Origin of the sequence: Nocardia sp. CA-119907 (assembly GCF_050955995.1) — a bacterium.
Taxonomy (GTDB): domain Bacteria; phylum Actinomycetota; class Actinomycetes; order Mycobacteriales; family Mycobacteriaceae; genus Nocardia.
Genome location: NZ_CP192091.1, coordinates 580,472 through 593,417, shown reverse-complemented (window position 1 = coordinate 593,417; position 12,946 = coordinate 580,472). Strand labels below are relative to the sequence as shown.

Below are 12,946 nucleotides of genomic sequence, written 5' to 3'. Positions count from 1 at the left end.
ACAGGCAATGAGAGATCTGATGGCGAGCACGAAGGCGGAAATACTGCGACTGCGCAAGTGGCCAGCGTTCTGGATCATTCTCGGCACCTGGATTCTGCTGAATCTCACGTTCGCCTACTTGTTCAATTACCTCGCCTACACCTCCGGCGATATGCGGACAATGTCGAATGGCGTGCCGAAAGATGTTCTGCTGCACCAGATGCTGCCCGCCGCGGTGCCCGAGGTATTCACCCAGGGCATGGCGATGTTCGGCGGTGCGTTGATGCTCATTCTCGGCGCGCTGACCATTGGCAGCGGATATGGCTGGGGCACTTGGAAAACCGTGCTCACCCAGGGGCCGTCGCGAGTCAATGCGATCAGCGGCGCGCTGATCGGCCTGGCGCTCACGGTTATCGCGCTCGTATGCGTCGCATTCGTCGTGGATATCGGAATCGCCTCGATCATCGCGGTGACCCAATCGCAGTCACTCGCTCTGCCCGGACTCGGGCAGGCAGTGAACGGAATCATCACCGGCACAGCGATTCTCGGGATGTGGACGCTGGCGGGCGCACTGATCGGGACGATCGCCCGCAGTCCGGCGCTGGCCGTCGGCCTCGGCCTGATCTGGGTGCTGGTGGTCGAGAACCTGCTGCGCGGTGTCGCGGCAATCTTCGGCCCGATCAAGGTGCTCACCGATCACCTGCCCGGCACCGCGGCGGGTTCGATAGCCGGGGCAATGCGGACCGTTGACGGGCCATCGACGCCAGGAGTGCTCGACATCCTGTCGCGAACCCAGTCGCTCATCGCACTGGCGGCGTACGTGACACTCTTCGCGGCGGCCACGATGTGGCTGGTGCACCGGCGCGATATGGTCTGATCCACCAGACACCGAAACCGTTGGCGGACAACAGTTCGTCAGCGGTTTTCGTGCCTTCCGGGGCGATCAGCGCTCGGACAGCACGGAATGGGCCAGTTCCGTCAGTGCCGCGGTGATCTGCGCGGCACCGAGGCCGCGCTCACGCTGATGCCGGTAGACCTCGGCGGCCAGCGGCGCGAGCAGCGGATCGACCATGGCATCCGGCTCCTCGATGCCCCCGGCCACCAGCAGCGACCGCACGTGCAGAAACCAGAAGCCATACGCACCGGTCGCGAATCGCGCACCACCGGCCTCCGCACCGAGCACCAAATCCGCATGCCCGTCGAGTAATTCGACCATCGCCGCATAGAAGGCGGCGAGCCGTTCGGCCGGTGCGGCGCCCGGGCCGAGCGGCGGATCACCGCGCAGCAGCTTCTCCTGCAGGGCGCGCTCGTGTTCGTCGAGCAGTGCGACCGCGATCGAATTCTTGTCCGGGTAGCGGCGATACAGCGTGCCACGCCCGACCCCGGCGGCCTTGGCGATGTCATCCATCGTCACGGTGCGCGGATCCCGAGTGGCGAACAGTTCGGCAGCGGCGGCGAGCACCTTGGCCCGGTTGCGGGCCGCATCCGCGCGCTCGGTCGGCGGTGCCGGTGCCGCGGTCGGATGCCCGCCGAGCAGGTCCATATCGCTGGTCATGGCCCCGACTGTACTCGACATTCGAAGGAACTGGACAGAATGTCCAGTTGTAGTTACAGTCGATCTCGCGACCAACTGGACACAATGTCCAATTAACTCCGAGAAGGGGCCGATCATGAGCACGTTGTTGCATCTGGACGCCAGCGCCCGACGCCGTTCCATCAGCCGGGAACTGAGCGCGGAATTCGCCGAGACGTGGCGCGCCGCGAATCCGAACGGCGGCTACATCTACCGCGACCTCGCGGCCGAGCCCGTGCCCTTCATCGACGAGGCATGGACTGAACTGTGCGACGCCGTCCTCGCACAGCCCGCGACCGACCTGGACCGCCTCGCCGAATTGGTCCGCACGCCGGAACAGTCCGCCGCCTGGTCGATCGTGCAGCCGCTGCTGGCCGAGGTGCTGGCCGCCGACGTGATCCTGATCGGCACCCCGATGTACAACTACTCGATCCCGGCCGCACTCAAGGCCTGGCTGGACCAGGTGACCTTTCCGCGAATGTCTTTGGGCGACAGACGATTCGTCGTTACCACCGCACGCGGCGGGTCCTACACGCCCGGCGCACCGAAGGCGGCCTTCGACTATCAGGAGCGCTATCTGCGCGACTTCTTCGCTGGCCATTTCGCCGTCACCGACACCGTATTCGTCACTGCGGAACTCGCCAATGCCAGGCAGGACCCGGCGCTGGCGCATTTGCGCGGCAAACACGACGAGTCCCTGTCCACCGCAATGGAATCCGTGCGCAAACTGGCCGGCCGCTAGCGCCCGCTCGAAAGGATCGGAATAGCGATGAATTGGATTGTTCTCGGCGTCGCCGGACTGGTGGAGATCATCTGGTCGCAGAGCATCAAACCGACGGAGAATTTCACCCGCCTCGTCCCCACCGTCATCTGCTTCGTACTCGGCGCGGTCGCGGTGTATCTGCTGTCGCGGGCCATGCAGACGCTGCCGGTCGGCACCGCGTATGCGATCTTCACCGGAATCGGCGCGGCAGGGGCCATCGGCCTCGGCGTGGTGGTGAACAAGGATCCGCTCAGCGCGGGTCGGCTCCTGTCGCTATCGCTGATCCTCGGCGGCATCGTGCTCGCGCGCGTCACCAATCCGGAATAGGGACGCGCGGCGGTACAGTCCGAACCATGGTCGAACCGGTGCGGGTACCCGATCTGTCCTCGCGGCCTTACGGGCTCGAGGTCGAGCGCGCCATGGGCGCGTCGCCGCCCTTGCTCTACCGCGCCTGGACCGAACGGTTCGACCGGTGGTTCGCGGCGCCCGGCTCGGTGCTCATGCGCCCCGCCGTGAACGAGCCGTTCTTCTTCGAAACCGAATACGAGGGCATGCGCAGTCCGCACTACGGACGGTTCCTGCGCCTGGTCCCGGACCAATTGGCCGAGCTGACCTGGGTGACCGGGGCGGGCGGCACCGGGGGGACGGAGACCGTGGTGACGATCGAATTCACGCCGAAGGACTCCGGCACCCGACTTCGCCTGGCACATGCCGGATTTGCCGATGAAGCCGCCCGCGACCGACATGCACAGGCCTGGCCACTGGTGCTCGAACAACTCGATCAGCGCACCGCGGAACCGGCTGAGCGCTGAGCCCATACGGGCTGCCGCCTTCGAACACCCGCCGCGCACGCGACGGGTAGGTTCGTCTGCGAATCGTGATTCACACATTGTCGAAAGGACTGTGATGCCCACACGTACCGCGCGCACCGCTTGGACCGGCGGCCTTCAGGATGGTTCCGGCCAGGTCGAGCTGGCCAGTTCCGGTGTCGGCAAGTACGACGTCTCCTTCCCCAAGCGCGCCGCAGACGATGCCGACGGCACCACCAGCCCCGAGGAACTGATCGCGGCAGCCCACTCCTCCTGCTTCGCCATGGCGCTCTCGGCGCAGATCGCCAATGCGGGCGGCACTCCCGAGACCCTGGACGTCACCGCCGACGTCACCCTCGGCCCGGACCCCGATGGCGGTTTCCGCATCAGCGCCATCAAACTCACCGTCCGCGGCCGGGTCTCCGGTCTGGACGCCGACGGTTTCGCCGCCGCGGCGGCCGCCGCCAAGGCGGGGTGCCCGGTCAGCAAGGCCCTCGCCGGAGTGGACAACATCACCCTCGACGCCGCCCTCGCCTGACTTCCCGGCTCCTCGCACACCGCACATAGGGTGTGCGAGGAGCCCAGTGGTTATGCGAGGTCGCATATTTGCCGCGCTGCGTCCCCTTTGCGGGGTACCCCGGATGCCGGGGTACAGCTGCGATCAATGTGTGAGTCGAATCGTGGATCGTGGCCGCCGGGCGAATCTGGCAACATCCCGGCCAACTGCGTCATATGAGCCGGGCCGGCCATCCGCAAACATCGGGCATATCCGGTGCCAGAGGCGTTTCCCGACCCAACGTATACGCGTACAGGCGTAGGACGAATATCGTCGGCAGGCCGATGTCCGGCTGGGGGTGTCCGGAGCAGGGTTGGGGCATGAACATTTTCACACAACCCGAGGCCATGACCTTTTTGGCCGATCACTATGACGACGGCTGGCATCCCTGGCCGTTCTTCTGGATCGTTCCCTTGTTGTTCTGGATCACCTTCATTGTCATTGTCGTCTTCGCGCGGCGGCGGTTCTGGGGACACCAGAGCGGAATCGGTGCGCTGCGTACCGCATTCGCACGCGGTGAGATCACCGAGGACCAATATCGGAGCCGACTTGCGGTGCTGCGCGAACGCGGCGGCAAGCCGCGCGGGGAAACTCCCGCTACTTGAGCCACAAGCGTTTTCGACGAGCTGTGCCCGTTGGCCGCATGAGCGGCGGGCATCGCAGCGACCGTTTGCCCAATGAATATCGGCCGCCAGCACACGGTCGTCATTCGAACCCGATCATCATTCGACCCGAATCACGGGAGACCACACCATGAGCATGACCTTCGGAATCGTCATCACGCCCCGCTCGGGTGCCGAATGGGCCCGCGCGGCACGCGGCGCCGAACAGCAGGGCTACCGGACCATTCTGCTTCCGGACACACTGAACACCCCGTCACCGTTCCCGGCGCTCGCGGCCGCGGCGGCGGTGACCACCACCATCCGGCTGCGTCCGAACGTACTGGCCGCTCCGCTGCGCGACCCAGCCGTCACGGTACGGGAAACGGCCGCACTGCAACTGCTTTCGGACCAGCGATTCGAGCTCGGCATCGGGTCGGGGCGTCCCGATGCGCGGGCGGAGACCGAACGGCTCGGTATGCCTTGGGGTTCGGCGGCCCAGCGCCGCGAGCAACTCATCGCCACCGTGCGGGCCGTACGCGAACACGATCCCGCGCCGCCGATCGTCGTCGCCGCGAACGGACCTCGAATGCTCACTGTCGCAGCGGATTTCGCCGATCGGGTACTGCTGGCCGCCGGACCGGAGGCCAGCGAGGCCGATCTCGCCGAGATGGTTCGGGTGGTCCGGGACAACACCGATCGCGATGTGCGCTTCATCCACCAATTGGTCGGCATCGGCGACGAGCTGCCGTTCTGGCTGAGCAAGCGGCTCGGTCTCACCGCGGCCGGCCTGCGGGCGGCCGGATCGGCGGGTGTGCTGGACGGCGATCCGGCGACCGTCGCCGAGGTGCTCGAATACCGCAGGGAGAAGTACGGAATCGATGAACTGATCGTCCCCGGGGAGCTGGCCGACGCTTTCGCCCCAACACTCGCCCGGTTCATGAAGCCCACTGCCTAACAGCGCACTTGGCGCCGATGCCCGCAGCGGCACCCTGCCGCAGCTCGCAGCAGTGGCCGGCTCGCAGCCGTAGCTCCCAGCGCGCGCTCAGCCGCAGCCCGCATTGGCCATAACGCCGCGGTCGCAATTCTCGCGACCGCGGCGTTGCGCTGATGAGCGCGCCCTCGAAGCGGCCCGCACCCGCCCGACGGGCCCGCGAAACTACTGCCCGTCCGGATTCGCCGCCCGCCGTTCGGAATCGGTGAAACCTGCCACGGCCTGCCCCGGCGCCGCCATACTGCGCCGCGCCGAATACGCTGCCGCCGAGGCGAATACACCGGCCGTACCCGCCGGTGTCGCACCGTAGGTGAGCGAGCGACGTGGATCGAAGCCCAGCTCGGAGCCGACGGCCACGGCATCCATATTCGCGCCGAGGAAGACGAAGTCCCAGGAGTACACCTCCTGCTGCTGGGTGATCAGCGCCCGCACCGCGGCATGTGTCCACTCCTGACTGGAATTCTCGTGCCCATCGGTGAGCACCACGACGATCACCGTGCCCGGCCGCTCGTGCTCGGGACGTGCGGCGAGTTCGGTACCGACATCGGTCACGAGCCGCCCCACCGCGTCATACAGCGCGGTACCGCCGCGCGGCTGCAGGCTCAGCGGCGGCACCTTGTCGATGGGCCGATTCGCATAGACCAATTCGTATTCGGTATCGAATTGCGCGAGCGTCACCAGGGTCGTCTTCGGCACCTTGCGCTGTTCCTCGATGTAGGCATCGAAGCCGCCCTCGGTATCGGATTTGATCGATTGCATGGACCCGGAGCGATCCAGCAGTACGGCGATCAGCGTCAGATCTGAATTTGTCATCCAGCACCCCCGGGGTTGTTATTCGATGAACGCTCACCACGGTACGCCGCTGCGCGAAGCCGCGAATTCCACGAAAAATGCCGCCCACCGGAGATCCGGTGGGCGGCATTCTCGAGGCGTTCGAGCCTATTCGCTGGCGGCTTCGGACACGGTGCCTTCGCCCGCACCCGTGAGCACGACCTCCGGCTTCTCCTCCGTCGCGGGCGCCTTGGTCAGCTTCGCCTTACCGGTGAAGGTGAACTTGGCGTTCTCGCCGGAGCCCTCGCCGTCCCAGCCCTCGACGTCGACCACGATGGTCTGACCGGGACCGATCTCGCCGAAGAGGATCTTCTCCGACAGCTGGTCCTCGATCTCGCGCTGGATGGTCCGACGCAGCGGCCGGGCGCCGAGCACCGGATCGAAGCCGCGCTTGGCGAGCAGTGCCTTGCCCTGCGGCGACAGCTCGATCTCCATGTCCTTGTTCTTCAGCTGCGTGGCGACGCGGCCGATCATCAGGTCCACCATCTCCACGATCTGGTCCGTGGTCAGCTGGTGGAAGACGATCACGTCGTCGATGCGGTTGAGGAACTCGGGCCGGAAGTGCTTCTTCAGCTCGTCGTTGACCTTGAGCTTCATCCGCTCGTAGTTCGAACCCTCGGCGTTGGACTGGGTGAAGCCCAGGCCGACGGCCTTGGAGATATCCGAGGTACCCAGGTTCGAGGTGAAGATCAACACGGTGTTCTTGAAGTCGACCGTGCGACCCTGGCCGTCGGTGAGACGACCGTCCTCGAGGACCTGCAACAGGGTGTTGTAGATCTCCTGGTGTGCCTTTTCGATCTCGTCGAACAGAACGACCGAGAACGGCTTGCGGCGCACCTTCTCGGTGAGCTGGCCGCCCTCCTCGTAGCCCACGTACCCGGGCGGGGCACCGAAGAGCCGCGATGCGGTGAAGCGGTCGTGGAACTCGCCCATATCGATCTGGATGAGCGCGTCGTCGTCGCCGAACAGGAAGTTCGCCAGCGCCTTGGACAGCTCGGTCTTACCGACACCGGACGGACCGGCGAAGATGAACGAGCCCGAGGGGCGCTTGGGATCCTTCAGACCGGCACGAGTACGGCGGATCGCCTTGGAGACGGCCTTGACCGCGTCCTCCTGGCCGATGATCCGCTTGTGCAGCTCGTCCTCCATGCGGAGCAGACGGGTGGTCTCCTCCTCGGTGAGCTTGAACACCGGAATACCGGTCCAGTTGGCCAGCACCTCGGCGATCTGCTCGTCGTCGACCTCGGCCACGACATCAAGATCACCGGAGCGCCACTGCTTTTCGCGCTCGGCGCGCTTGGCGACCAGCTGCTTTTCCTTATCGCGCAGCCGCGCGGCCTTCTCGAAGTCCTGCGCGTCGATGGCGCTTTCCTTCTCCCGGCGCGCATCGGCGATCTTGTCGTCGAATTCGCGCAGGTCCGGCGGGGCGGTCATGCGACGGATGCGCATGCGCGCACCGGCCTCGTCGATCAGGTCGATCGCCTTGTCCGGCAGGAACCGGTCGTTGATGTAGCGGTCGGCCAGCGTGGCGGCGGCCACCAGCGCGCCATCGGTGATGGAGACCCGGTGATGCGCCTCGTAGCGGTCGCGCAGACCCTTGAGGATATTGATGGTGTGCTCGACCGTCGGCTCGCCGACCTGCACCGGCTGGAACCGGCGCTCCAGGGCGGCATCCTTCTCGATGTACTTGCGGTACTCGTCGAGGGTGGTCGCACCGATGGTCTGCAGCTCGCCGCGGGCCAGCTTCGGCTTCAGGATCGACGCGGCGTCGATCGCGCCCTCGGCGGCACCCGCGCCGACGAGCGTGTGCAGCTCGTCGATGAACAGGATGATGTCGCCGCGGGTGTTGATCTCCTTGAGCACCTTCTTCAGGCGCTCTTCGAAGTCACCGCGGTAGCGGCTGCCCGCGACCAGGGAACCCAGGTCGAGGGTGTAGAGCTGCTTATCCTTCAGCGTCTCCGGGACCTCACCGTTGACGATGGCCTGCGCCAGACCCTCGACCACGGCGGTCTTACCGACACCGGGCTCACCGATGAGTACCGGGTTGTTCTTGGTGCGGCGGCTCAGCACCTGCATCACGCGCTCGATTTCCTTCGAGCGGCCGATGACCGGGTCGAGCTTGCCCTCGAGGGCGGCCTGGGTCAGGTTGCGACCGAACTGGTCGAGCACCAGCGAGGTGGACGGGGTCCCGGCCTCGCCGCGCGAACCGGATTCCACCGGCTCCTTGCCCTGGTACCCGGACAGCAGCTGGATGACCTGCTGGCGCACCCGGTTGAGATCCGCACCCAGCTTGACCAGCACCTGCGCCGCGACACCCTCACCTTCACGGATCAGGCCGAGCAGGATGTGCTCGGTGCCGATGTAGTTGTGGCCGAGCTGCAGCGCCTCGCGCAGGCTCAGCTCCAGCACCTTCTTGGCACGCGGGGTGAACGGGATGTGACCGGACGGGGCCTGCTGGCCCTGGCCGATGATCTCCTCCACCTGGCTGCGCACACCCTCCAGCGAAATACCAAGGGATTCCAGCGACTTCGCCGCTACGCCCTCGCCCTCGTGGATCAACCCAAGCAGGATGTGCTCGGTGCCGATGTAGTTGTGGTTGAGCATCCGGGCCTCTTCTTGGGCCAGGACAACGACGCGCCTCGCGCGGTCGGTGAACCTCTCGAACATCGCTCCCTCACTCTCCTGCTCCGACATTCTGGCGTCCGACGCTTCTTTGGCGTCAGCCTGCCATGAAGCCCGGGGGTTGCGGCCCCGGCCTCCACTCTAGTTGGCAGGGGATTAAGCCGCCTCCAGTCCACCCTATTGGTGACCGGCGACAGCACGGTCATTCACTCATAACGTGCTAGTTGCGGGATACGTTTCCGCTCAGGTTTTGCCCTCAGCGAAATCGCCGTCCACGCTTCCCAGGCGTGGTGTCAGCCGGTGAACGGCGGCACGTATTCGCACGGCACCTCGCGCGCATGCGCCGGATCGAGGGCATTCAGGACGAAGCGGGCGGCGCGGGGGCTGCCCGCGATGGCCAGATGGTCGGAGAAGTCGGCGGCGCAGCCGTCCTGTACGACGATGTTCGTGACATTCGGCCCGGCCACGAAGCCGGAGGTATAGGGCACGACGATCTCGTCGAGGCTGGTCATGATGTTGGTGTAGGTGATTTCCGGGACATATACGCCGTCGCTATTGAGGTCGGTCAGGAACGCGGAATCGCGCAGCAGCTCGACACAGGCCTGGCACAGCGAGCCCACCGCGGCACGGAAGGAGGGTCCGGCGCCGAGCTGGCCGGCGAAGGCCGCGATATCCGCGCCGCCGCCCGCGTTGGAGCCGCGCCAGGCCGGTGCGATCGATACGTACTTATCGATCTTGTCCGCACCGTCGAGGCGCTTCGCGTAGTAGTTCGGCACGACCGTGCCCTGCGAATGTCCGACTACATCCACCTTGGCCGCCCCGGTCGCCGCGAGCACCCGATCCACGAATGCGCCGAACTGCACCGCGCTCTGCTCGATCGGCAGCATTCCGCCCACCGCCGAGATCGGCCACGGCAGGTCGTAGGCGCCATAGGTCAGCGAGAAGACGCAGTAACCTTCGTTGGCGAGCAGCGGCGCGTAGACGCCCCAATTGGTCTGCGCACCACCGCCGGTGCCGTGCGCGAGCACCACCGGATTCGGATGCTCGGCGCTCGGCCGGCACGACCAGTCATTCGACCCCGGCAGCGACCCACCATGATCGACCAGCTCATTCGGGATACCCGCGAAGAAGTTGTAGTCGACCGGATACGCCGCCTGCGCCGGACCGGCCGCGCCGACCCACAGCACGGCGAGTATCGCGACGACGAGCGCGGACCCTGGAACACGCCGCATGGATACCTCCGGAATCTGAAACCTGTTCCAGAACGTAGCGCAACTTATGGTCACCACGGAGCCACTTCGGACAAGTCGCCGAACGAATCATGAAGACCGACAACAAGTGACGGCCGTCCCTGCCGCCTCGCTCACCACGCAGCCGTCCGGTAGCGTCGCGAGCGTGTTCGAATCGGACCTGCCGTGAAGCGCTGGAAGCGCTCCGACCCGATCATCGAGCAGATACGCAATGTCACCTCGACATTGACCGTGCCCTCTCCATGGGATCGGATGGTCTTCTTACAGCAGGTTTCCGAGTCGGTGGGCAAAGAGATCCGGCTGCTGCCCCTGCCTCCGACAATGACGACGGCACTGCCGTGCGGGCTGGTGCTCGAACGCGTCGATGACGTCGTGATCGCCTACGACACCAACCGTTCCGGCTACCACGCCGACCACATTGTGCTCCACGAAATCGGGCATCTGCTGCTCGATCACGCGGACGGCGAATCCGATCGCTCGCGTCGCGACACCGTCGGCGCATTGCTCCCCGGCATCGATCCGACCACGGTGATTCGCGTGCTGCAACGCAGCGACCACGACGACACGGCCGAACGGCAGGCCGAACTGTTCGCCTCCCTGGTCATGTCCAAGTCTCGGACCGGGCCACCCGGTTCCCTGCTGCGCCATGCGATGTTTCCGGACTGAGCCGCTACGGACACATGCCGCACTCGTCATGGCCGTCGGCCTTTTCGCTGCCGCTGGTCGCATACGCGTGGACGGTGGTTGCGATTCGCATCGTCAGTGTGCGGTCGACCGCGATCGAGCGCCGCGCCACCCTCGTATTCGGACTGCTGACCGCCGCTGCCACTATTCGTGAGCGTGATCCGCAGGCAGCGATCGTCGCGGCGTCACGCGGAGCGCTGTCGAGCGCACTGCTGTTCCAACTCGGCCTCATCCTCGTCGCGGCGACGGCTGGGTTCATGATTCTGACGCTGGCAACCGCACTCGGTCGCGACTACTCCTCCGCCGCGGTGCACGGGACGGCTCTCAGCTGCGCGGTCGTATCGCTGATCTGCGGTGCGAGTGCCCGCGACCAGGGCATCATGATCGAATCCCAGACCGGCTGGGCACCGCTCGGATTCTGGCTTCCGCTGTTGGTGCCGACCGTGTGGATCGACTACCTCGTCATCCGTTTGTGCGTAGCGCAGATGAGCGGGCGGCCGGACCGCAGGGAATTCCTGCTCTACGGCGCACTAGCGGTATTTCCCGGTTTCCATCTGGTCGCGTTCGGCTGCGCGCCCATTTCAGCGGCTTTCCAGGTCGGTGGCGAGCACACGGCGTTCGCCCGATTCCTGGCCGCGACCGACCGCGACATCATGCTGTATCAGACCCTGGTATTCGCATCGGCGCTGACCGTGCCGATGCTGTTGCGGCTGATCGGACGACTCGGCCGGGACGGCTACGCACGCAGCCGCAGACGACTGCTCCCGCTGTGGACCGACCTCACCGCGGCATGCCCGGAAATCGTTTATCACACCAACGGCCTCGGCAGCCGATTCTTGTTGCACCGCACGGTAATCGAGATTCGCGATTGCCAACGCATCCTGTCGCGATACGCGCCACCCGAGCCGCCGGAAATTGGTTCCGTCGACAAGCCCGACCTTGATCGACTGCGGTACGCGGTCCGACTGGCACAGGCGTGTGCCGCCAAGACAATTGGCGCCGCGCCCTCGAGAAACATCTTGGCCACACCGTCCAACGCCGCCGATGTCGATGCGGAAATCGCCGAACTCACCGCACTCGCGGCATGCTGGAAGCAGGCGCGCGCCATTGCCGAAGTCGAGCAGACACCATTTCCGGCATGACCGACGCCGTCAGACCCCAACCAGTGAGTGCGCGATTGCCGTCCTGCGTGCACAGCACCGACGGCCGGTACGGCGTCCAGTACGAATCCGCGGCGGTGATGCCTTTCGGCCCGCAGATCGGCCGTCAGGCGCGTTCCAGCGGCCATGGCGGCGCACACCGGGCGCGGTGACCAGGATGACGAAATTGGCGGCACTCGCCCCGTATCGGTCCACGAGAACACGCTCCGCCCTGGCGGATTCGGAGTTGCCATACCAAAAGCCGCCGCCGGTGGGTCGATCACTGATCGACCCACCGGCGGCGGCACAGATAGCGAGTGGATGGACGGCGGCCGCGAGGACCGCCTTGGGTGTTCGGATGGCCGGGCGAGCGACTCGGTCGCGCACGAGCCGACCCTAACCGAGGTGCTGCGCCCCCGCGGGGTGCGCGGCGTACTGCGCGGTCGTCGGCCGGAATGCGTACTGCTGGGCCATGATCGGCGCGCGGTAGGGCTGACCGGCGGTCTGCAATCCGGCGGCGGGCACCGGCTGCGCCTGCGAAACCTGCTGGGTGGCAACCGCACCCGAGGCCTGTGTGCGCCCGTGCTGGATACCGGCGACGAACAGCGCACCGCTCAGCACCAGGAAGGCCAGCGTGTGCAGGATCGCCCGAATGATATTCCAACGCACCCAAGCGGATTCGAAATCGGCACGCACCTTGGCCAGGTCGGCGATCTGGGCCGGATCGCCCGCGGCCGCCAGTTGATCGTTGAGCGGCACATTCAATCCGGAAGTGACCGCGAAGGCGATCACATTGAGCGCCAGGGCAATACCGAGCCAGATCAGCGTGGTGCGGTGCTCCTTGCCCAGGTGCAGCGCGGCCGCCAGGACGGTGAACCCGACGGTGCCCATGAACCCGATCATGAACCACGGGTTGATGATGACCACGTTGATCTTCTGCATCACGTCGATCATCGCGCGGTCATCGGTGCGGTTCAGCGCGGGCATCACCGACGTCGCATAAGCGTAGAAGACGCCAGCGATCAGGCCGGTTGCGAGCGTGGCCGCCACCAGCGCGGCGAGTCGTAGCGCGAACATGAATTTCTCCTGCCTCGTAGCCCGGACCTGGTCGGAATTACTCGGTCCGGCGATGACTCGAGTACACCGG

At 65.9% G+C, this 12,946-nt stretch carries 15 protein-coding genes; 10 read left to right on the top strand and 5 right to left on the bottom strand.

All coding sequences use genetic code 11. The annotated features are described in order from the left end of the window. The first annotated feature begins 19 nt into the window (after positions 1 to 19). Positions 20 to 856: an ABC transporter permease gene (locus ACQP2D_RS02745; protein ID WP_433682149.1), complete on the top strand. Its 837-nt coding sequence runs from the start codon at positions 20 to 22 to the stop codon at positions 854 to 856. A gap of 66 nt (positions 857 to 922) precedes the next feature. Here the strand turns inward: ACQP2D_RS02745 and ACQP2D_RS02740 are convergent, their stop codons facing one another. Further along, complete coding sequence (locus ACQP2D_RS02740) at positions 923 to 1,534, bottom strand: TetR/AcrR family transcriptional regulator (RefSeq protein WP_433682148.1); 612 nt, start codon at positions 1,532 to 1,534, stop codon at positions 923 to 925. Between the two features lie 115 nt (positions 1,535 to 1,649). On the opposite strand from ACQP2D_RS02740, the gene ACQP2D_RS02735 reads away from it, so the two are divergent. The 6 genes from ACQP2D_RS02735 to ACQP2D_RS02710 all read left to right on the top strand — a co-directional run bounded on the left by ACQP2D_RS02735 (position 1,650) and on the right by ACQP2D_RS02710 (position 5,237). Then, a complete protein-coding gene (locus tag ACQP2D_RS02735) occupies positions 1,650 to 2,294 on the top strand; it encodes an FMN-dependent NADH-azoreductase (RefSeq protein WP_433682147.1) in 645 nt (214 codons plus the stop codon). 27 nt (positions 2,295 to 2,321) lie between these two features. Then, positions 2,322 to 2,642: a DMT family transporter gene (locus ACQP2D_RS02730; RefSeq protein WP_433682146.1), complete on the top strand. Its 321-nt coding sequence runs from the start codon at positions 2,322 to 2,324 to the stop codon at positions 2,640 to 2,642. A gap of 26 nt (positions 2,643 to 2,668) precedes the next feature. Continuing rightward, complete coding sequence (locus tag ACQP2D_RS02725; RefSeq protein ID WP_433682145.1) at positions 2,669 to 3,127, top strand: SRPBCC family protein; 459 nt, start codon at positions 2,669 to 2,671, stop codon at positions 3,125 to 3,127. Positions 3,128 to 3,221: 94 nt separating this feature from the next. After that, complete coding sequence (locus ACQP2D_RS02720; RefSeq protein WP_433682144.1) at positions 3,222 to 3,662, top strand: OsmC family peroxiredoxin; 441 nt, start codon at positions 3,222 to 3,224, stop codon at positions 3,660 to 3,662. A 338-nt stretch (positions 3,663 to 4,000) separates the two neighbouring features. Then, entirely contained in the window at positions 4,001 to 4,285 is a 285-nt protein-coding gene (locus ACQP2D_RS02715) for a hypothetical protein (protein ID WP_433682143.1), read from the top strand. Between the two features lie 148 nt (positions 4,286 to 4,433). Continuing rightward, positions 4,434 to 5,237, top strand: coding sequence for an LLM class flavin-dependent oxidoreductase (locus ACQP2D_RS02710; RefSeq protein WP_433682142.1), 804 nt, complete (start codon positions 4,434 to 4,436; stop codon positions 5,235 to 5,237). Between the two features lie 201 nt (positions 5,238 to 5,438). Here the strand turns inward: ACQP2D_RS02710 and ACQP2D_RS02705 are convergent, their stop codons facing one another. From ACQP2D_RS02705 to ACQP2D_RS02695, 3 genes are all read right to left on the bottom strand, one after another. Next, positions 5,439 to 6,086, bottom strand: a complete 648-nt coding sequence (locus ACQP2D_RS02705; protein WP_433682141.1) for a vWA domain-containing protein — start codon at positions 6,084 to 6,086, stop codon at positions 5,439 to 5,441. A gap of 126 nt (positions 6,087 to 6,212) precedes the next feature. Next, positions 6,213 to 8,771 carry an ATP-dependent Clp protease ATP-binding subunit gene (locus tag ACQP2D_RS02700; RefSeq protein WP_433682140.1) on the bottom strand — a complete coding sequence of 853 codons (2,559 nt, stop codon included), beginning with the start codon at positions 8,769 to 8,771 and terminating at the stop codon, positions 6,213 to 6,215. Positions 8,772 to 9,019: 248 nt separating this feature from the next. Next, positions 9,020 to 9,958, bottom strand: coding sequence for an esterase/lipase family protein (locus tag ACQP2D_RS02695; protein WP_433682139.1), 939 nt, complete (start codon positions 9,956 to 9,958; stop codon positions 9,020 to 9,022). 183 nt (positions 9,959 to 10,141) lie between these two features. Between ACQP2D_RS02695 and ACQP2D_RS02690 the strand changes: the two genes are divergently transcribed. The 3 genes from ACQP2D_RS02690 to ACQP2D_RS02680 are packed head-to-tail and all read left to right on the top strand — an operon-like array spanning position 10,142 to position 11,972. Continuing rightward, positions 10,142 to 10,642 (top strand): hypothetical protein, encoded by a 501-nt coding sequence (locus ACQP2D_RS02690; protein WP_433682138.1) that lies wholly within the window; start codon positions 10,142 to 10,144, stop codon positions 10,640 to 10,642. 14 nt (positions 10,643 to 10,656) lie between these two features. Further along, positions 10,657 to 11,802: a DUF6545 domain-containing protein gene (locus ACQP2D_RS02685; RefSeq protein WP_433682137.1), complete on the top strand. Its 1,146-nt coding sequence runs from the start codon at positions 10,657 to 10,659 to the stop codon at positions 11,800 to 11,802. Beyond that, entirely contained in the window at positions 11,799 to 11,972 is a 174-nt protein-coding gene (locus tag ACQP2D_RS02680) for a hypothetical protein (protein ID WP_433682136.1), read from the top strand. The genes ACQP2D_RS02685 and ACQP2D_RS02680 overlap by 4 nt, the downstream gene beginning before the upstream one ends. Positions 11,973 to 12,195: 223 nt before the next feature. On the opposite strand, the gene ACQP2D_RS02675 is transcribed toward ACQP2D_RS02680, so the two are convergent. Further along, positions 12,196 to 12,876 carry a DUF1772 domain-containing protein gene (locus tag ACQP2D_RS02675; protein WP_433682135.1) on the bottom strand — a complete coding sequence of 227 codons (681 nt, stop codon included), beginning with the start codon at positions 12,874 to 12,876 and terminating at the stop codon, positions 12,196 to 12,198. Positions 12,877 to 12,946: the final 70 nt, after the last annotated feature.